The following is a 20099-nucleotide window of genomic DNA, read 5'->3' on the forward strand; positions in this document are numbered from 1 at the left end:
CGGAGTAAAACAGTTCTTCGAGGAATCAAGAATCCTCATCTGTGATGCGGTCAAAGCGGCCTCGCGCGCTAACTTTAAGAAAGCCGCCTTCAAGCCCATGATTGTCCAACCCAAACTGACTGCTGATGCGGTCATCGCAAAGAATACGAGCAAAGCCATGATACAGACCACAGAAAAAGTCGTCGTTGTCGGGGCTTCCACAGGGGGTACAGAAGCGCTGAAAGAGCTTCTCCAGTCACTCCCCGAGGACACCCCTGGGATGGTTGTGGTGCAGCACATGCCGGAGAATTTCACCCGTGCCTTTGCCGACCGACTGAACGGGCTATGCAGGATAAGCGTCAAAGAGGCGGAGAACGATGACACGGTGATACGAGGCCGGGCGCTCATCGCCCCCGGAAATAAACACACACTCCTCAAGAGAAGCGGGGCACGGTACTACGTGGAGGTGAAAGACGGCCCTCTTGTATGCAGGCACAGACCGTCAGTCGATGTGCTCTTCAGGTCGGCTTCGCGCTACGCCGGCAAGAACGCCGTGGGCGTGATCATGACAGGTATGGGCGATGATGGGGCAAGGGGAATGCTCGAAATGAAGGAAGCCGGGGCTTACAACATTGCCCAGGATGAGAATAGCTGTGTGGTCTTCGGTATGCCGAAAGAGGCCATAAAGCTCGGAGCAGTTGATAAGATTACCCCGCTCAGATTGATTGGAGACGCCATGCTTCGCGAATGCGCATGAGGGATAGGCGAATTAAGAAGCGCGGATTGCGGGCGGCGCAATAAAAGTTCGGACATCCCGCGATGTAAAGGCCGTAAACTTAGGAATCAGCCAGTCACGACAAGTGGCTTGCAAAGAACAAAGAAACGCGATAAAACTTTAGTATTGGGGTATCAAGAAATACCGTCAGTTGAAAAGGTGAGAGATGTCCGATATACGCATATTGATCGTTGAGGATGAGAGGATTGTTGCCAGAGACATCGAAAGACGGCTTATGAGCCTTGGTTACAGCGTCACGGCTATCGTTTCTTCGGGGGAGGAGGCCATAGAAAATGCGGAGCGGACTCGCCCCGACCTGATCCTCATGGATATACGCCTGAAAGGAAAAATGGACGGCATAGAAGCGGCAGAGGACATACGCAAACGACAGGATATTCCCATCGTCTACCTCACGGCCTATGGAAGCGAAGAGACCATAGAACGGGCAAAAATCACGGGACCCTTCGGATACCTGCTCAAGCCTTTTGAAGATCGTGAGCTGCGCACGGCCATAGATATAGCGCTTTTCCGACATAATATGGAGCTGACTCTAAGAGAGAGCGAAGCACGTTATCGCCAGCTCTTCGAGGAATCTCGGGACGCGCTCTACGTTGTGGATCTCAAGGGCAACCTTTCCAATGTAAACAGGTCATTCCAGAACCTTTTTGGATATGGAAAAGAAGATGTTATTCGAACGAGAGAGATGTTCCTGGATCATGGAGAGCTGCGCCGCCTGGCCCGTGAACTCGAAGAGAACAATATAATAGTCGACCATGAGACCCGGTTATTGAAGAAAGACGGCTCGGCTATCGACTGCCTCGTAAGCCTCTCTCAACTGTTCGACAAGGAGGGTAGACTTACCTCATATCAGGGAAGCATCCATGATATTACGAGGAGAAGACAGCTTGAGACACAACTGTTTCAGGCAAAGAAGATGGAGGCAATCGGGAAATTTGCCGGCACCGTAGCCCACGATTTCAATAACCTCATGACGACCATATCGGGCTATGCCGAGCTTTTGCAACTCCGCCTTCAACAGAAGGACTTGAAGCGGTATATAGACGGCATTGTCAAATCTTGCTCTATGGCCGCTCAATTAACTAAAGACCTGCTTTCCTTCAGCAGGGACAAACTCGCCAATCCGAAGAAGGTAGACATCGGAGACGTACTCAAGAAATTAGAAAATGTGATGGTACCTGTGATCGGCAACACGGTGGCCATGGACATTGTCACAGAGGACAAAGATCTCACGGTCTATGCAGATGAGAGCCAGTTGGGGCAGGTTTTCTTGAACCTTGTCACCAACGCGAGAGACGCGATGCCTCATGGCGGGTCCATAACCATCCGAGCGGAAAAAGCAGACATGAATGCAGTATCCGGCCGGGGCGACAAAAGGAATGACGAGTGGGTGGTTATCAGCGTGCAAGATACGGGCGAGGGTATGGACAAGGAAACTCTTGAACGTATTTTCGAACCTTTCTTCAGCACCAAGGAGGCGGGCAAGGGAACAGGCCTTGGACTTTCTATCGTGTACGGCATCATAAAACAGCACAGAGGGCATATTGATGTTTTGAGCGAGCTCGGTAAGGGAACCGTCTTCAGAATATGGCTGCCACTCGTGAGGGGGGAGGGCACAGAGGGGCTTAAGCGATTGTAAGTAACCGCGTGCGTCGAACGCGGCGGCGTCATGTGGTGCTGAGAAACGCTCTGTTTGGGCGTTGATTTTTCGGACTTGGCAATAGGTCAGATGTCATGCAGAGGGCAGGCAAAATAGTGGGCAGGCTCAAGGCGACGATAAACAGGATAATGGCTCCGCCGGTCTTTTCAGATGCAGAAAAGAACTGGACCGCCTACCGTCTTTCATACATGCTGTGGGCCGCTATGCTCGTGATAACCCTTATGGGTGTGGGCATCGTTCTCATCCAACCTGACAATTTGAGGCGTTGGATCATAAACGTGGCCGTTACGAATGGGAGCTGCATCATCCTTCTTGCGCTCACTCGTAAGGGCTACGTCCGCTTCGCGGCCATATTCTTCGGAGTGGAGATGTGGGCGGTCGTTACCGCGCGGGTTTTGACTGCCGGAGGTATGCAGGGGCCCGTTGCCATGACGTATGTCGTGGTTATATTGGTCGCGGGGTTGCTTCTCGGTGAACGATGGGGCATAGCGGCAGGGGTGGTGTGCGGTGTGACCGGACTCGTGCTGGTCTGGCTTCAGCGCGCAGGACTCCTGCCGGCGAGCGTTGTGCATTACAGCCCCCTCTCATTTTACATTGTGTACGCGTCTTTCATAGCGATCATCAGCGCTCTCCAGCGGATTTCGACGAGGGCTATCAAGAACTCTCTTCAAGACGCTGAGGAAGAGTTGGCCAAAAGAAAACGGGCCGAAGAATCACTTCTCATCAAGGAGAGCGCGATCTCCTCGGCCATTAACGGGATGATAATAGCCGATTTTAGCGGCAAGCTGACCTATGCGAACCCCTCATTCCTCAAGCTCTGGGGATACGACAGTGAGGACCAGGTTTCGGGAAGGCCCGTGATATCCTTCTGCGAGCCCAAGGATAGAATGGCGGAAGTCATGGACATGCTGAAGAAGAACGATCGTTGGGTGGGAGAGCTTATCGGCAAAAGAAGAGATGGTTCGGCGTTCAACGTTCAAGTGACAGCGAGCACGGTGAGAGACGCAGGCGGCCAGCCCGTTTGCATGATGGGCTCTTTCCTCGATATTACGGAAAGCATTGAGACGAAGAGACAGCTTCTCGAATCAGAGATGCGATACAGGGCGGTGGTGGAGCATTCGAATGACGGCATAGCTATAGTGCGCGGAGGAATCCACATTTACGTGAATCCGAGATTTCTCGAAATCTTCGGTTACGAGAAGCCGGAGGATATCATCGGAAAACCGCCGCTCATGATAATACACCCCGAAGATCGGCAGAGACTACTCGCGTATAACCGCACACGGGAACACGGAAAGAGGGCCCCGGAGAGCCTCGAATTCAAAGGTATCAGGAAGGATGGTACGACCATATTTCTTGATAATTCCATCGCCATGACATTCGACAAGGGAGAGCCTGTTATCATAGTTTTTTTGAAAGACATCACGCAGCGTAAACAGGCGGAACAGAAGATTCTTGAATCGGAAGAGCTCTACACAACTGCTATCGAACACTCGAACGACGGCGTGGCGCACGTGAAAGACGGCGTGCATATCCTGGTGAATCGGAAGTTTCTTGAAATATACGGGTACGAGAGACCCGAGGAGGTTGTGGGCAAACCTACCACCATTGTTGTGCACCCTGATTATCATGAACAGGCCAGGGATTTCAGGGAAAAAAGACAACGCGGCGAGTACGCGCCGTCACGATTTGAATTCAAAGGCATAAAGAAGGACGGGACCACAATCGTCATCGAGGCCTCGATTACGCGCACAGTGTACCGTGGAGAGCCGATCTTCCTCGTTATTTCAAGAGATATTACCCAACAGCGACGGGCCGAGGAGGCGCTGAAGAAAAGCGAGGCAACTCTTCGATCGGTCTTTGCTGCCTCCCCCGTGGGTATCAGCCTTGTGACCCTGGACAGAAAGGTAATATGGGTTAACGACAGGATGTCCTCTATCGTTGGTTACACGGCGGATGAAGTACGGGGCACACAGGGACAGAACGTGTATCAGACCGACGCGGAGGCAGGACGGGTCGGGGACGTCGTCTACGGCGAAGTCCTGAAGGGAGGCATTGGCGCAACCGACACAAAATGGGTTCACAAGGACGGCCGGGTACTCGATATACATGTCAGCGCCGCGGCCGTGGACCCCAGGGATTTCTCTGCCGGTGTGGTCTTTATCGTCTTCGACATTACGGATCGCAAGGCCGCGGAGGAGGCCCTCAAGACGTCGCTCACAGAAAAGGAGGTACTCTTGAGGGAGATACATCACCGTGTCAAGAATAATCTTCAGGTCATATCGAGCCTGCTGGTCCTTCAATCACATTATATTGAGGACACTCAGGCTTTGAATATGTTTAAAGAGAGCGTGAACAGGATCAGGACCATGTCTCGCATCCATGAAAAACTCTACCAGTCCAAGGACCATGGCCGGGTCGGCTTCGGGGCCTATATAATGGAGTTAGCCACGCAACTGTACAACTCGTATGGTCTCAATGCGGAATCGGTTACTCTCAGGAGCCAGGTCACAGATATCTCATTCGACATCAATACGGCGATTCCGCTCGGCCTTATCGTGAATGAACTGATATCGAATGCCTTGAAGCACGCTTTTCCTGATGGAAAGAAAGGCGAGATTACCGTCTCGCTTAATCGGGAGGGAGATAAGTGTGTGCTCGCGGTTTCTGATGACGGCGTGGGCTTTCCTCCCCATATAGATTTTCGCAAAACCGATTCTCTCGGTATGCAGCTCGTCATAGAGCTTACCGAGCAGCTCGGGGGGGTGATAGAGCTCAATCGGGATCACGGAACAGCTTTTGCCATAAGATTCGAGCCAGGGACATAGGATGGCTCGGATTCTCATTGTGGATGATGAGAGAATATCCGTACTCCTCGCCATACGTCTGCTTGAGCGATTGGGCCACACTGTTGTGGATGCCGTATCTACAGGCAAGGATGCTATCGAAAGGACGGCCGCTTCGAATCCGGACGTAATTCTCATGGACGTCGGATTGAAAGGGGATATGGACGGCATTGAGGCGGCCAAACAGATTAATCGTCTTTTCAGCATACCCATCATTTTTGTGACTGCATATACGGATCAAGGCACTGCGAAAAGAATGAACGAAACGAGGTTTTCAGGGCTCATTTCAAAGCCCTTCCAGGAGGAAGACCTGCTTCGCGCTGTAGGGGAGGTGTTACGCTAAAGAGAGCCTCCGGTAGTGTCCGTTATTCTAAGGACGCGACGGCATGCTTGATCCGTTGCATGCCCTTTCGAATAACCTCCATTGATGTGGCGAAAGAAAGTCTCAGGTAGCCTTCTTTTCCGAATTCGATGCCAGGGACAACGGCCGTATGGAAGCCTTCCAACAGCATGGTTGTTAACGTGGCTGATGAATCGATGGGTGTACCTTTGTATTGCTTGCCGAGCACGCTGCTGAAGTTGGGAAACACATAGAATGCCCCTTTAGGGTTATAACAGGTTACGCCCGGGATTTCCGTGAGTTCCTTTACGAGATAATCCCTGCGCTCGCGAAAAGCCGTGAGCATCTGTCCGATGCTGTCTTGAGGACCATTAAGGGCGGCAACAGCGGCAATCTGGGACACGGACGAAGGGTTAGAGGTGCTCTGGCTTTGGATGTTACCCATGGCCTTTATGATAGAGGCCGGTCCGGCGGCAAAGCCGATACGCCATCCTGTCATAGCGTATGTTTTGGAGACACCGTGACAGATTACGGTCCTGTCCTTAAAGGCCGGGTCTAAGGAAGCGATGCTCGTGTGGGTATATTCGTCGTAAGCGAGCTTTTCGTAAATCTCGTCGGAGACAACGTAAAAATCATGTTCCTCCGCGAGCTTCCCGATTGCGAAAAGGTTTTCTCTGCTGTAGACAGAACCGACCGGGTTGGAAGGATAATTAAGGATGATGCCCTTGGTCTTCTTGGTGATCTGTTTTTCCAGTATGTCGGGCGCTATCGCATAGTCTTCCTCTTCATTCGTCTCTATGATGACCGGTTTGGCGCCCGCGAGTTCAATCATTGGTGGATAAGAAACCCAGTATGGAGCCGGAACAATGACCTCATCTCCTGGCTGAAAAAGGGCCTGAAAAAGGTTATAGAGACTATGTTTTCCTCCGCAGGAGATAATGATCTCGTCGCGGCTGTAGGAAAGGTCGTTGTCGCGTTTGAATTTTCCAATGACGGCATCCTTCAATGGGTCGATACCAGCCGCCGGGGTGTAGCGAGTGAAATTATCATGGATAGCCCTGATAGCGGCCTCCTTGATATGATCGGGGGTATCAAAATCGGGTTCGCCCGCGCCGAACCCAGCTATATCGATGCCCTGCGCCTTAAGGGCCTTTTCTTTGGCGGCTATTGCGAGCGTGGGTGAGGGTTTGAGAAGGCGGGCTCTTTTGGACAACATGCAGTACTCCTTTTCATGACGTTTCTTTCGGAACAGCGAAGATACTGTTTACACTATCGGAGGCATGTTGTCAATCAAAATACTTACGGGGTTAACGGCGGGATATCGTGATCTGTAAAGATTTGAAGGGGGAGAAAGACAAAAAGCGCCCGCGTTTTACTCAAGTCAAGCCCACGCTCGCTTTGAGGACCTTTCCGGTTTTTTGTGTGATCTTGAAACTATCGCTGATCCGATACCCCACAACCCAGATGATCTCGTCGTCGGAGAAAAGAAGGGGGACTCTTTTTCTGTCATCCTTTGGAATCTTGGCTGAAATAAAAAAATCCTTGAGCTTTACCGTATGCTTCATGCCGAGAGGTGTAAAGCGGTCGCCGTTCCGGAATGTCCTGATTGTGAGGGCACCCAGTTTCTCATAGTCGAACAAAGCGGTACCCAGGTCATTCGGAAAGACGGCAGGGGCCCTTGCGACACGAGCAAGGGAAAGATGCAGTTTGAGCGGCTCGATGTAGTTTCTCCCTACGAATACCGGGAAAACCTGCCGGACGCTCTGGGGAGCAGGCCGTGCCGTGAAGATAAGGTTTCCATAGACCCTCCGTACCCTGATACCGTGAGGAAGCGTTGCAACGAGATTCGGTTTTTCCGCACGAACCATGTAATTTATCTGACGGAGATGTTCCCTCAAAGGCACGAAATCCGCGTTCAAACGGGAGACGATCGTAGAAATCACCCTGAATCTTGTCTCTCCGTCGATTTGGTTCAGCGCCTCTATAGGGAGACAGATATCGCCATCCTTCACCTGCTCATTGTCTTGAACAAACCGTTGCGCCTTGCCTTCGAAGAGGCCATTAATGTACGTGAGATCTCCGAGAAGAAGGAATAACTTTTCTTTGAACAGGGGATTTAGGTTTTCCATGAGCGGAAATATCTTCTTCCTCAGAAAATTCCTCTCGTATACAGTTTTTTTGTTCGAAGAATCCTCCACGAAGGGTATGGTGTTTTTTCGAACATAGGACTCGATGTCGCTACGGTAGGTGAAAAGAAAAGGTCGTACGATGGATCCCCTTTTGATGGGAATGGCCGTAACTCCCCTAAGCCCCGTACCCTTAATCGCCCTGAGCAGAAAGGTTTCAATCTGATCGTCGAGATTATGAGCAACGGCGACCTTATTGTAATGATGCCGCTTGCAGATCTCATCGAAGGTCAGATAGCGCAACTCTCTTGCTGCATGCTGGATCGATAGGCCGCCTTGAGCTGAACGGGTTTTTACATCGACCCTCTTCACATGAATGGGAAGTAAAAGGTCTCTTGCTAGCTTTCGCACGAATCGCTCATCCCTTTGGGATTCTTTGCCGCGAAGCATATGGTTTACGTGTAAGAGACCTATCTCAAAGGTCATCTTCTTTTGCAATTCCAGGAGAACAAAGAGTAGAGCAGTCGAATCCATCCCCCCCGAAATGCCGATGAGCACCCTGTCGCCCTGTTCGATGAGACCTTCCCGGGCTATAGTTCTTTGGACGTTTCGGAGAATATCCACCACAGGGAATCTATTTGTTTTCGGCGAGACACCGTTCGCTAGGAGCAACTCGAGCAGTTGGAAGAGCCGCAGCTCGCGCAGGAAGAACCGCTGCCCGTTGACGAGGATTTGAATTTATATCCAACGGAAAAACCAAATGAAGACATCTTCTTGGTGGGGTTTTTCGCGCCGCAGGAGGGACATTCGGGCTTGTCATCTTTGAAAACAAGGGCCTCGAATTCTTTCTTGCACTTCTTACAGACATATTCGTATATGGGCATAACCCTCCTCCTGTAGTTTATTTTTTCTTTTTCTTTATCTCTTTGGTTATATCGGAGATGAGCGCCTCCAGAGAATTCATATAGGTACCATGGGCACTCTCGTCGATATCGAGAGACCGGGCCCGCTCAGCGCACTGGAGTGCGCGCGTGAACATGTTCTTAAGGTGGAAATAATACGCGGAGGCATATAGATAGAGGAACTGGAGACCCGTACTATTGCTGCCCGTGCGCATGATCTTCTTGAACAGGAGTCTTGCCGTATCAAAGTATTGACTCTTAAGATAGCTCTCGGCAGCCTTGAAGATGAGAAGCTCCCTTCCATCTGCATAGGCCATGTCAAGGAGATTTTCAAAGCCCTTCCTTCCATAAATCCTGGTCAGGGCCTTTTCATTCTCGAAGACAAAGCGTGGCAAAAGGTAGTTATCTTTGTAGAGTACAATGAGATCTCTCAGTTGACCCACGAGCTGGTTCAAGAGGACCTTGATTTCCTTGAACGCCTCCTTGAGCCTGGTTTCAGCTTTGATGACGAGCATCGCGATTTCATGGATAACCTTTTTTTCCTGATCCGTCAATGTATTGAGATCCATGTCGCGTTGAGGCCTGTAGTATTCAAGCTGGTAGAGGTTTTCTCTAAGCTTCATGGCTTCATGAAAGGTGTAGCCTATGGTGATGTCATAGAGCTTTTCCTTATAGGTGGCGTCGGTCGAATTCCGGAAGAGTTCATGGCTCATCTCCTTCAAACGAAAAAGATGGCTCTTGCCCCTGTCGTCCACGAATTCCTCTATGCTTGCAAAACAGAGCTCCTTGCCTTTGAAAAGAGCCCGGCATTCCATAGATTTCTCGTATACGCTGATGGACTCTTTGATCAGGTCAATTTGCTTTTTCTCTAAGTTCGTTGTTGTCATGTTCGCCCGCATCTGTTTTGAGTATCTTCCTTAGTTCATCACCTTCTATGGATTCCTTCTCAAGAAGGGTTTTTGCTACCTTTTCAAGAAACTCCTTTTTTTCGAGGAGCATCGTCTTCACCTTCACGTATGACTGCTCTATGATCTTTCTCACTTCGTCGTCAATTTCACGCGCTGTTTCTTCGCTGTAGTCCTTGGCGCCGAAGGAAGGGCCTATATCCATAAAGAGCGGTTTGCGCTCCTTCTCGAAGGTCATGTGTCCGAGCTTTTCGCTCATGCCGTATTCTTTGACCATGGATTTAGCTATGTCCGTGGCCCGCGCGAGGTCGTTTTGGGCGCCGGTCGATATTTCCTCGAAGACAATTTCTTCGGCGGCCCGGCCGCCCAAAAGGACTGACAGTCGGTCGAGAAGCTCCTTTCGGGTCATGAGATACCTGTCTTCGGTAGGCAGCTGTAGCGTGTACCCGAGAGCGGCAATGCCGCGCGGGATAATCGATATCTTATGCACGGGGTCGGTGGTTTCAAGGAACTCGGCGATAAGGGCGTGCCCGGTTTCGTGGTAGGCTACAATCTCCTTTTCTTTCTTGCTCATCACCCTTTGTCTCTTTTCAAGACCTGCCATGATCCTGTCTATGGCCTCCTCAAATTCAGCCATAGTCACTGTGCTTTTGCCCTTGCGTGCCGCCAGAAGCGCCGATTCGTTGACAAGACTTGCCAGGTCCGCTCCCACGAAGCCGGGGGTCCGGGCTGCAATAGTCTTGAGATCGACCCCCTTAGCTATCTTGACCCCTCGGATATGGACCTTGAGTATCTCCTCTCGTCCCCTGATATCAGGCCTGTCCACCAGAACGTGCCGGTCAAACCGTCCAGGTCTCAGAAGGGCTGGGTCCAGGATTTCCGGTCTATTGGTCGCCGCCATGATGATAACGCCGGTTTTCGTGTCAAATCCGTCCATTTCTGCAAGGAGTTGATTGAGCGTCTGCTCTCTTTCGTCATGAGAGGACATAGGATTAATGCCGCGGGCTTTGCCTAGGGCGTCAAGCTCATCGATGAAGATGATGCATGGGGCCTTTTCTTGAGCCTGAGAAAAGAGATCTCTTACCCTGGAAGCGCCCACCCCCACAAACATCTCTACAAAATCTGAGCCGCTCATACTGAAAAAAGGAACTTTGGCCTCTCCGGCTACGGCCTTGGCCAAAAGCGTCTTTCCAGTGCCAGGGGGGCCGACAAGCAGTATGCCCTTAGGTATCTTCCCGCCTATGTCGAGAAATTTCTGCGGATACTGGAGATACTCGATGATCTCCTTCAGTTCCTCTTTTGCCTCCTCCACGCCTGCCACGTCTTCGAAGGTGATCTTTATCTCGTCCTCGCCGTAGATCTTGCCCCTGCTCTTGCCGAAATTCAAAACACTGGAGGGTGCGCCGCCCATCTTCTTGATGAGCAGGTTCCATATGAAAATCATAACGGCAAAGGGCAATATCCACGAAAAAATGAAAGAGGTGATCTTATTCTCAGCATGGCCCGCAAATTTAATATTGTATTTTTGCAGATCCTTGACGAGATCCGGATCGTCCACCCGTGTGGTAACGAATTTGACCTTCTTGTTTTCCTCGCTCAGGAGATTTCCCTCGATGGTTTCTTTGTAGATACTCACATCGACGATCTTCCCTTTGGTTATGAGATCCTTGAATTCGCTGTAGGGTAGGGTCTTCACCTCATTGTTAAAGTACACGTAGCTATAGTTGAGAAGGGCGAGGGCCACGAAAACGAAAACAAAATAGAGGTACGTAAAGCTTTTGGTCTTCTTTTCCTTATCTTTATTTTTGTCCTTTAACTCGAGGATGATGTTTTTCTGTTTTCCTCGGTCCTTTTTGCTCGTTGTTTTATCCTTTTGCATGCTAAAGTGTAACAAAAAATAGACCTTTTTGAAATAGGTTTTTCCACATTTCCCAAGACTTGATAGGGGATTCAAGAATCCTGAACTTTGGGTGGAGAGGGCATGCAAGCCAACTGTGGGCGAGTGGCGATGGAGCCTTTCGAGCTATTTTTCCAATGGGTGGGGTCGCTTAGCGGATTTATCCGCGTTCCCGGATGCGGCCGATATGTGAGAACATGAGAACATACGAGATGTGCCGGATTGTGGGGTAATCGGACCGAAGGTACTTCGCCATAACATAAGCCAGGTGCGTTCTGGTGTCGCTTGTATCGCACCTCAATCAGGCATTAGAGCTTAATCTCTTTTGCCTCTATCATGCCGTCAATAGTGAGGATTCGGTTGAGAACCTCCTTACCGATCGTGTCGTCCACAGAAACAAAGGCGACTTCTTCGCCGCTTTTCTGTCTGGAAACGCTGAAACCCGCTATGTTTATGTTGTAATCGCCGAGGATTGTGCCCACTTTTCCGATAATCCCCGGTCGGTCAAAGATTCGGAAGTGCAAAAAGGTCCCTCGAGGGATAACGTCGAGATGAAACCGATCAAGCAATACGACTCTTCCCAGCTTATCGGAAAAGACAGTCCCGGCGATGCTCACCTCTTCCAGGTCCGTTTTCAGGGTGAAGACGATAAGGTCGTTGAACGTGTCAAATCGATCGGTTTTTGACTCTTCTACAATGATATTACGGTCTTTGGCCACATAAGGGGCGTTAATGTGCGTGACCGTTTCCTTCAGACTTACCTCCAGGAAACCCTTCAGTCCCGCGATCGTGAAGGGCTGGTAGCTGAAAGGGACATCAAACTTTCTTTCGCAGAGGTCTTCCTCGAAGTTTTTGCCGACCATAACGATCGCGATTTTCTCAGGCCTTCCTTTGGCTATCTGCGCAGAGAGCTTGCCCATCTGTTCCGCGAGATTGAAGTAGAGCTGCATTTGTTCGGGAAGTTGCGATTTCAAGAAAGGTATATTAACCGCATTTTGATATGGCCTATCATGGAGCGCATTAAGCACTTGTTCTGCGATGATTACCGCAACCGCTTCCTGGCCTTCCACGGTATTTGCACCGATGTGAGGGGTCGCAAAGGCGTTCTCGAGCTCGAGCAGCCTGTTGCTCTCGGGCGGTTCCTCCACAAAGACATCGACTCCTGCAGCGAAAACCTTGCCAGACTTCAACGCATCATAGAGGTCATGCTCGTTGACGATGCCGCCCCGGGCGCAATTTACGAAGATCACACTATTCTTCATAAATGCCATCTCTTTGGCAGTGATCATATTTCTCGTCTTGTCCGTCAAAGGGGTATGAAATGTGATGACGTCCACCTCTTTCAACACATCATCCAGGCTGTCGTAAAGACTGACGCCAAGGGCGTCCGCCTTCGTTTTCTTGATGTAGGGATCGTAGGCGATTACTTTCATGCCGAAGCTCTTGGCCCTGATAGCCACGTTTGTCCCGATTCTGCCGAGACCGATGACGCCGAGGGTTTTATTATAGAGCTCGACGCCCATGAACTTCTTTCTGTCCCACTTGCCCTTCTTCAGAGAATCGTTCGCAAGGGGTATCTTTCTGGCGGCGGCAAGCATGATTCCCATAGTGAGTTCCGTGGCCGCCAGTGTGTTGCCCGTAGGCGCATTGAGTACAATGATACCTTTCTTGCTCGCAGCCTCGATATCGATATTATCGACGCCCACACCCGCCCGGCCGATGACTTTGAGCTTTCCCGGGTCTTCAACGAGATCGGCGTCTATTGTCGTTCCGCTCCGCGTAATGATTGCGTCATATTGGCCTATGATCTTCTTGAGATCCTGGGTTTTTATGCCCGGCCTGGTGTCAACGTGCACCGCCTGGTCTTTGAGAAGAATATTGAGGCCTTCCTCCGCGATGTTGTCTGTGATAAGTATGCTATACTGTTTCATCCTTTCTGCCCCGTCACATTGAAATGCTTGTAATATTTTAATCAGCGTGTTATATCTGTAACGTAATAAAATACCATCGAGAAGACGAAAAATCAACCGGGGTGCCCTCTGAAAGGGAACGCTTAAGACAGGTGGAACGACGGACAGACTGTATGGAAAATGACAGGCCAAGAAAGCGTCCATTTATTAACAGGAGCAATCTGAGGGACATTATCATCGTTATATCCGTTTTGTCGGCCATGTTCTACGGTCTCGACAATGTTCGGTTGTGCCTCTCGTTCTTTCTTTTATGTTTCGGCTGTTTTTTTCACTATGTGACAAAAGGCGTGCTCATTCGCAACGTAGTTCTGTGCCGAGAGGGCACATACAGCCTGGTAAGACACCCCTACTACATGGCAAACTACCTCATAGATTCGAGCTTTTGCCTGCTCAGCGGAAACGTTTACCTCATCCTTATCTATCCTTTCGTTTTCTACTGGTCCTACGGTAATACCATCCGTAAGGAGGAGAGCCTGCTTGCATCAGTTCACGGAGAGGAGTTCTTGAAATACAGCCTGGACGTGCCCCAGATTTTTCCTGACGCGTATTCGATACGGAATATGAGAGAGATCATCAAGGGCTTCTCTCACCAGAGGATAACCAGAAATGAAGTGTCGAGATTCATGCGGTTCTGGGCAACGGGGCTTTTCATTGTCTTTGTCCACAGCATAAAGAACGAATTTCTTGCAGAATTGAATAATCTTATCTTTTTGAGAGATCACCATCGCGAGTCCGTGCTTCTGTTCACTGCGATCATACTATTTGTAGCGAGCCTCTTTATCCGGTGTAAACAGGAATCGGCCCCTCCTGCCCCGCAACCCAAGTGACGGCGGCCGCTGTCAGGCGAGACCTATATTTTAAGACCTCTTTATGCGTTTGATTACGTCTGCCTGTGAGATCGAGCGGGTAGAAGTTTTTATTGACGCGAAGGTCGTCTCCCACTATATTTAGGTTTCATGATCCCAAAGCCGGCAACAGAGACTTTCAGCGAGTGGTCGCATCGTGATTGGGTGATATGTCTCTGTCTCGTCCTTGCAAGCGCCATTCTTTTCTGTTCGGGTTTATCTATACGTTCCCTCTGGGGGTCGGAGGGACGCTGGGCGGTTGTGGCCCGGGAGATGATTCAGTCGGGTGACCTGTTTGTCCCTACGATTAACGGCGAGATCTTCTTCGAAAAACCGCTCTTGAGTTATTGGGCGATTATACCGTTCTATCATATTCTGGGCATGACGGAGGCCGCCGCACGTATGCCCGGGGCAATTGCGGGAGTTCTGACTGTTCTCATTGTTTTTGCTGTGGGGCGGGATTTCTTTGGGCGGAGCGCGGCCCTCATATCGGCTGTACTTCTCATGACCTCGGTGATGTTTGTATCCTGGAGCCGTACGGCGTCAGCCGAGATTTTCAATGTTCTCGGTGTCTGGTCTATCCTGTGGGCGTACCTGCATGGGGCGCACGAAGGGCGCTTTTGGCGCCTTGTTGTCTTCTACGCTCTTGGTGCGGTGGCCTGTTTTTGCAAGGGCCCTGTGGCCTTTGCATCCGCTGGGGTCGCGGTCTTCGCTGTAAGCGGGGTGAACGTGGCGTTCAGTCTTCAAGGCGAGTCATTTTCCTGGCAATGTGCTAGAAAGCACGTGCTCAACGAGTACAAATGGATTTTGTCGGTGAGAGGTCTTGCTGCGGGGCTTTCAGGCCTCTTAATCTTTGCGGCCCTTCTCCTGCTGCCCGTGTTCTTCTCCGGTTCGTGGGATTCGGTTTACCAGATGTGGAGAGAGAACATAGTCCGTTTTGTAAAACCCTTTGATCATGTTGATCCGCCCTATGCGTATCTGATCCATTCGCTTGTATTTACACTGCCCTGGACAGTGGTTCTTCTGGCGTGCCTGACGCGCCCTGCCGGATGGGTGAGAGAGACGCAGAAGAGGTGGATTGCCGTCACGATCATCACGATATTTCTGTTTTTCACCCTGTCGGGCTCGCGAAGAAGCTATTATATCCTCCCGCTCGTCCCCGGACTATCCCTGTTTGCGGGTAAATCAATCGCAGACTGGCTTCAAGGTGAGAAGAACCCCCACCCCGCTCTCATGAAACTTGCGGCAATGATAACCGCGATAATCCTGTTTTTGGTGGGAGTGGCTGTGATCTACATCTATCTCGGCGTGGAAACATTCCGACACGCCTCCGAAATGGTGGTCGGGCCCGCGGCGATTGCAGGGGCCGCTTTCTCCCTGTGGCTTATCGCGCGCAATCGTTTGAAAATAGGGCTGATCGTGCTCTTTTCTCTGTTCTTTCTGGGGGAGTTCTGGGGGTTTACCACGGGCATGGGATTGGCCGAGAGGAGTCGGACGCTCAAACCCTTCTGTTTAGCTGCAAAGCAGGCGCTGAGCGGTGTGGATGACGATGCTATCGCTCTCTACGGTGTGACCAACTCATCGCTGATATACTATTTGCAACACGCGAGACCGCTTCACAACCTGAAGGGTCCGGATGAACTCACAGCCCTTAGCGAAAAGGACGAGGATGGGCACTTCTTCCTTGTTGCCGAGGCCTCGTCGGTCGCCTCTATACGGGGGCTTTTGCCGGAAAGAGAAGTTGTCACTCTCCTCGAACAGGAGGCTGAAGGTAAAAAGGATGACGAGAACAGTTTTGTGCTCCTTGAGGTGAGGGGGCGTGATCAAAACCGGACAGAGGGTGTTGAGAAGGACCTGAGTGCCAGCGAGACAGCTGATGAGGAAGATGGCCGGTAAGCTTCCGGCGCGATTCCGGCATAGCCATTTGCACGCCGTTTAATTAAACTTTTTCTTGACTTAGAAGGCCAAATATATTAATGTAAACAAATTTTTGAAGGGTGGCGAAACAGATGAAGACCTATTTTCCAAATGACACGGACGTTAAGAAGGACTGGTATGTGATAAATGCGGATGGAGTCGTTCTGGGCAGATTAGCGGCCCAGGTGGCGTCCATGCTCCGAGGAAAGACGAAACCGGTGTTTACGCCCCATGCGGACACCGGTGACTTTGTCATTGTGATTAATGCGGAGAAGGTGAAGCTCACGGGCAACAAGCCTTTCAACAAGATGTACAACAAACACAGCAACTACCCAGGCGGCTTGAGGGTCACCAACGCCAAAACCATGTTGGAGAAAAAACCGGAAGAGGTCATTTACGCAGCGGTAAAAGGCATGCTACCCAAAACAGGCCTTGGAAGGCAGCTACTTAAGAAGCTGAAAGTATACAAAGGAAATGAACATCCTCACAGGGCGCAGATGCCCAAGCAGATGTCACTGAAGGAGGTACAAGGTGCCTGAAAAAAGGTACTATGCAACTGGAAAGAGAAAGACCGCGGTAGCAAGGGTCTGGATAAAACAGGGAGCAGGAGAGTTTACCGTAAACGGAAGAAAAATAGAGGATTATTTTCCCGTTGAAGAGTTGATGCTTATGGTCAACAAACCTTTTGTCCTTACCGGAATGACCGGTAAATTCGATGTGGTTGCCAACATCTATGGGGGCGGTATTCCGGCGCAGGCCTGGGCCCTCGGCCACGGAATCGCCAAGGCCCTTCTTGAGTTTAATGCTAATCTTCGCACCACGCTCAAAAAGCAGGGGCTTATCACCAGGGATCCGAGAGCGAAAGAAAGAAAGAAGTACGGGAAGAAAGGGGCACGGGCAAGCTTCCAGTTCTCGAAGAGATAATCCGTAATGTGGAATGTTGGAATTATCGGAGCGACAGGATATACGGGCGTTGTGCTTATATCCTCGCTCCTTTCTCATTCTGGGGTAAAGATCAACCTCGTCACTTCCAATACATACAAAGGCAAGAAGATTTCAGATGTATTCCCTGTTCTTAAGGGATCCTTTGAAAATGTGCTTGAGCCCACCGATAAAGACCATGCCGGTAAGTGCGATGTCTATTTTCTCTGTCTTCCTCATGGCAGTTCCATGGAGACCGCCAAGGCCCTCTATGATGGAAAGGCGATCATTATCGATCTGAGCGCCGATTTCAGATTCGACGATGTCGGATTATACGAGAAGACGTACATTCCGCACACAGCAAAAGATCTGGTTTCCCACGCGGTCTTCGGACTTCCGGAGCTTTATCGGGACCGCATTCGAAACGCTCACCTCATCGGAAATCCGGGATGTTACCCTACATCTGCGATTCTCGCGCTTTACCCACTTCTCAAAGAAAAGATGCTTGGGCCCGACATCTTTATCGATTCCAAATCAGGTGTGAGCGGGGCAGGCCGTGAAGCAAAGCTGGGAAGCATGTTCTGCGAGGTTTCAGAAGGCTTTAAGGCTTACAATGTCGGGATACATCGTCATGAACCTGAGATTCAAAAAGAAGTGAGTAAATTATCTCAGGCGAAGGTTTCTTTCGTCCCCCATCTTTTGCCCATGAACCGGGGGATACTGACCACAGTCTACGGAAAGCTCGCGGCCGGGACAACCACGAAGGACGTTTTGCAGGTGTATAAGAAGGTCTATGCCCAGGAGCCCTTCGTGAGGATTATGGACGAGAACGTATACCCCGACACACGGTTCGTGCGATTTTCAAATTATTGCGACATCGGATTGAAGGTCCTCGACGATCAGAGGATAGTCGTTCTGTCTGCTATCGACAACCTGGTGAAAGGCGCATCAGGCCAGGCAGTCCAGAATATGAATATCGCGCTTGGCGTAGAAGAGAGAAAGGGCCTTGCGCAGATCCCCCAGTATCCCTAAGCGGTAAGGTGTCAACTCACAGGGCGGACGGTTAAGCGCGTCTTCCCATCGATAACCCACCCCGCTATTCCTCCAACTTTTGAATCTCCTGAATTCTCAAATGTTCTTTGATGAGAAAGACAAAGCCGAGTACGCTATAAGGGATGTACCACGTGGCTTGAAACACGATCGAAACAGCCAGCGCCTGGTAATTCGGAACATTAAAAAGTGCCAGCAGGTTTACGAGCAGCCATTGGTAAACCCCCACATATCCGGGGGAGGAGGGGATGACGAGCCCCATATTGAGAAGAGCGCAAACGAAGGGCACGTAGACAATTCCGATCTTCACCCCGAGGGCGAGCATGGTGAAGTAAAGGGCTAAACTCATGGAAAGCCATGTGACGAAGGCGATTGCGACGAAGTAGGCAAGGTTAAGGGGGGAGCTGATGCGTCTTAAGTTTTCCTGGATTTCAAGGACACGTTTTGCGAGTTTGGAGAAAAAGGGTTTCTTGATTCCCGCAAGCTTGTCAGAGATCACTCCGGCAAATCTCTTCCTGCTCAGAGTAATTAAGGCGGTTGCGCACACGATAAAGAGACCGACGAGCATGTAAAGAGCGCGGGAGACACCCTGGGGCAGGTTATGTTTCGGAAGGAAGATAAAGGTGATGATGAGGAGTCCCACAAGGTCGAAAAATCTGTCCACAAGCACCGTGGTGACCGAATACGTAAAGGAGATCCCCGTCTTCTTGGAAAGCGCGTAGCCTCGGGCTATCTCTCCGATTCGCGCGGGCAACACGTTATTTATGAACAGGCCGATGACGAGCGCGATGAAAGTATCTCGAACACGCACCCCGCATCCTACGACTTTGGACCATCTATACGCGCACAGGGTGAGACAAAGGAATATACACGCAAGCGGTATAAAAGAAAAACGCATATCCGCGTTTTGTAATGTGTAGAATAATTTCCGAAGCTCTACACCCTTGAGTGAAAGGTAGAGCAGAAGCAGGCTTATGACAAAGCCGGTGACGGTAATGATCTTATGTTTTTTCATTCTTAGTATAGTTGGCGCAGTAGATTCCCATACAGACAAGAAGAAGACCGAGGACAAGCCATACGGTTAACTGCTCTTTATAGAATAGCACACCGAAGAACACCCCGAAAATCGGTGTGAGAAAAGTAAAGGCCGCGAGTTTTGCAACCGGATACCTGTATATGAGTTTGAACCACACGAAGTACGATGCGAATGCGATGATTATGGACTGATATGCGAGAGACGCCAGTATGTATCCGTCCACGTGTTTGATCCATTTATTCTCAAGGACGAGGGCGCATATGAGTGTGACCGGCACGGAGAATACGAGCTGATAGAGAAACGTGTTGATAGGGTGGACTTTTTGAGCGAGAAACTTTTTTATGTAGAGCGTTGTAGCCCCCCATAAGATCGCTCCGACTATGGTAAGAAGGTCGCCCGCGAGCATCAGTTTATTATAGGTGCTTGGCTTGCCCCTAAAGACGAAGTATACCCCCAGAAACGCAAGAACCAGGCCCGCCGTCTTTATTGCGTTGAGTCTCTCTTTGAGAAACACGTGGGCGCCCGCTGCGACGACGAAGGGCGAGAGATACATGAAGATGATGGCCCGGGACGCGTCCGTACAGAGAAGACCGAAATAGAGGCAGACGAATTCCAGTCCGAAGAGGATCCCGACCATGAGTCCGTGAAAAAGGGTTATACCCCTGTGAAACAGCTTTTGTCTAATGGCGATGCAGTATATGATGCCGCAGCATGACGCCACGGTGGAACGGAGAAATGTCGTAAACACGGGCGATAGTCCCGTATTTGAAAATTTTATGGCAGAATAATTGAAGCCCCACAAAATAGTGAGGATCAGAATGGCAAAGAAGCCTTTTGCATCTACGCGGTCCGTGGTCATATCGTGTGCATGTAGTTTTAAGAATATATGCCCCCCATGTCAAGGGAATTCAT

The 20099-nt window shown here is 50.4% G+C and carries 17 protein-coding genes; 9 read left to right on the plus strand and 8 right to left on the minus strand.

Annotation, left to right across the window (positions count from 1 at the left end; translation table 11 throughout):
* The 4 genes from VMT62_12100 to VMT62_12115 form a co-directional block, all read left to right on the plus strand.
* On the plus strand, positions 1 to 736 hold a 736-nt coding region (locus VMT62_12100; protein HVN97163.1), incomplete at its 5' end, for a chemotaxis protein CheB.
* A gap of 184 nt (positions 737 to 920) precedes the next feature.
* On the plus strand, positions 921 to 2411 hold the full coding sequence (locus tag VMT62_12105; GenBank protein HVN97164.1) for an ATP-binding protein: 1491 nt from the start codon (positions 921 to 923) through the stop codon (positions 2409 to 2411).
* 95 nt (positions 2412 to 2506) lie between these two features.
* Positions 2507 to 5260 (plus strand): PAS domain S-box protein, encoded by a 2754-nt coding sequence (locus tag VMT62_12110; protein ID HVN97165.1) that lies wholly within the window; start codon positions 2507 to 2509, stop codon positions 5258 to 5260.
* Between the two features lies 1 nt (position 5261).
* The gene (locus VMT62_12115; GenBank protein ID HVN97166.1) at positions 5262 to 5621 is read left to right on the plus strand and encodes a response regulator; all 360 of its coding nucleotides are present in this window, start codon (positions 5262 to 5264) and stop codon (positions 5619 to 5621) included.
* Positions 5622 to 5643: 22 nt separating this feature from the next.
* On the opposite strand, the gene VMT62_12120 is transcribed toward VMT62_12115, so the two are convergent.
* From VMT62_12120 to serA, 6 genes are all read right to left on the minus strand, one after another.
* Entirely contained in the window at positions 5644 to 6834 is a 1191-nt protein-coding gene (locus VMT62_12120) for a pyridoxal phosphate-dependent aminotransferase (GenBank protein ID HVN97167.1), read from the minus strand.
* A 160-nt stretch (positions 6835 to 6994) separates the two neighbouring features.
* Entirely contained in the window at positions 6995 to 8371 is a 1377-nt protein-coding gene (tilS, locus tag VMT62_12125) for a tRNA lysidine(34) synthetase TilS (GenBank protein HVN97168.1), read from the minus strand.
* 35 nt (positions 8372 to 8406) lie between these two features.
* The gene (locus VMT62_12130) at positions 8407 to 8628 is read right to left on the minus strand and encodes a zinc ribbon domain-containing protein (protein ID HVN97169.1); all 222 of its coding nucleotides are present in this window, start codon (positions 8626 to 8628) and stop codon (positions 8407 to 8409) included.
* 17 nt (positions 8629 to 8645) lie between these two features.
* Positions 8646 to 9533, minus strand: a complete 888-nt coding sequence (locus VMT62_12135; protein ID HVN97170.1) for a hypothetical protein — start codon at positions 9531 to 9533, stop codon at positions 8646 to 8648.
* Positions 9499 to 11445 (minus strand): ATP-dependent zinc metalloprotease FtsH, encoded by a 1947-nt coding sequence (ftsH, locus tag VMT62_12140; protein ID HVN97171.1) that lies wholly within the window; start codon positions 11443 to 11445, stop codon positions 9499 to 9501. Before ftsH ends, VMT62_12135 begins: the two co-directional genes overlap by 35 nt.
* A 311-nt stretch (positions 11446 to 11756) precedes the next feature.
* On the minus strand, positions 11757 to 13379 hold the full coding sequence (gene serA, locus VMT62_12145) for a phosphoglycerate dehydrogenase (GenBank protein ID HVN97172.1): 1623 nt from the start codon (positions 13377 to 13379) through the stop codon (positions 11757 to 11759).
* Between the two features lie 152 nt (positions 13380 to 13531).
* Here serA and VMT62_12150 point away from each other — a divergent pair, with 152 nt between their 5' ends.
* The 5 genes from VMT62_12150 to argC all read left to right on the plus strand — a co-directional run bounded on the left by VMT62_12150 (position 13532) and on the right by argC (position 18133).
* Positions 13532 to 14245 (plus strand): hypothetical protein, encoded by a 714-nt coding sequence (locus VMT62_12150; protein ID HVN97173.1) that lies wholly within the window; start codon positions 13532 to 13534, stop codon positions 14243 to 14245.
* Positions 14246 to 14374: 129 nt separating this feature from the next.
* Positions 14375 to 16159 (plus strand): glycosyltransferase family 39 protein, encoded by a 1785-nt coding sequence (locus VMT62_12155; protein HVN97174.1) that lies wholly within the window; start codon positions 14375 to 14377, stop codon positions 16157 to 16159.
* A 113-nt stretch (positions 16160 to 16272) separates the two neighbouring features.
* On the plus strand, positions 16273 to 16719 hold the full coding sequence (gene rplM / locus VMT62_12160) for a 50S ribosomal protein L13 (protein ID HVN97175.1): 447 nt from the start codon (positions 16273 to 16275) through the stop codon (positions 16717 to 16719).
* Positions 16712 to 17104 carry a 30S ribosomal protein S9 gene (rpsI, locus tag VMT62_12165; GenBank protein ID HVN97176.1) on the plus strand — a complete coding sequence of 131 codons (393 nt, stop codon included), beginning with the start codon at positions 16712 to 16714 and terminating at the stop codon, positions 17102 to 17104. The genes rplM and rpsI overlap by 8 nt, the downstream gene beginning before the upstream one ends.
* Before the next feature lie 6 nt (positions 17105 to 17110).
* Positions 17111 to 18133 (plus strand): N-acetyl-gamma-glutamyl-phosphate reductase, encoded by a 1023-nt coding sequence (gene argC, locus VMT62_12170; GenBank protein ID HVN97177.1) that lies wholly within the window; start codon positions 17111 to 17113, stop codon positions 18131 to 18133.
* A gap of 64 nt (positions 18134 to 18197) precedes the next feature.
* Here argC and VMT62_12175 read toward each other — a convergent pair whose 3' ends face one another.
* Both VMT62_12175 and VMT62_12180 read right to left on the minus strand, forming a co-directional pair.
* On the minus strand, positions 18198 to 19166 hold the full coding sequence (locus VMT62_12175; GenBank protein ID HVN97178.1) for a lysylphosphatidylglycerol synthase transmembrane domain-containing protein: 969 nt from the start codon (positions 19164 to 19166) through the stop codon (positions 18198 to 18200).
* Positions 19153 to 20046, minus strand: coding sequence for a DMT family transporter (locus VMT62_12180; protein ID HVN97179.1), 894 nt, complete (start codon positions 20044 to 20046; stop codon positions 19153 to 19155). The genes VMT62_12175 and VMT62_12180 overlap by 14 nt, the downstream gene beginning before the upstream one ends.
* Positions 20047 to 20099 lie beyond the last annotated feature (53 nt).

It is taken from the genome of Syntrophorhabdaceae bacterium, assembly GCA_035541755.1.
Lineage (GTDB): Bacteria > Desulfobacterota > Syntrophorhabdia > Syntrophorhabdales > Syntrophorhabdaceae > PNOF01.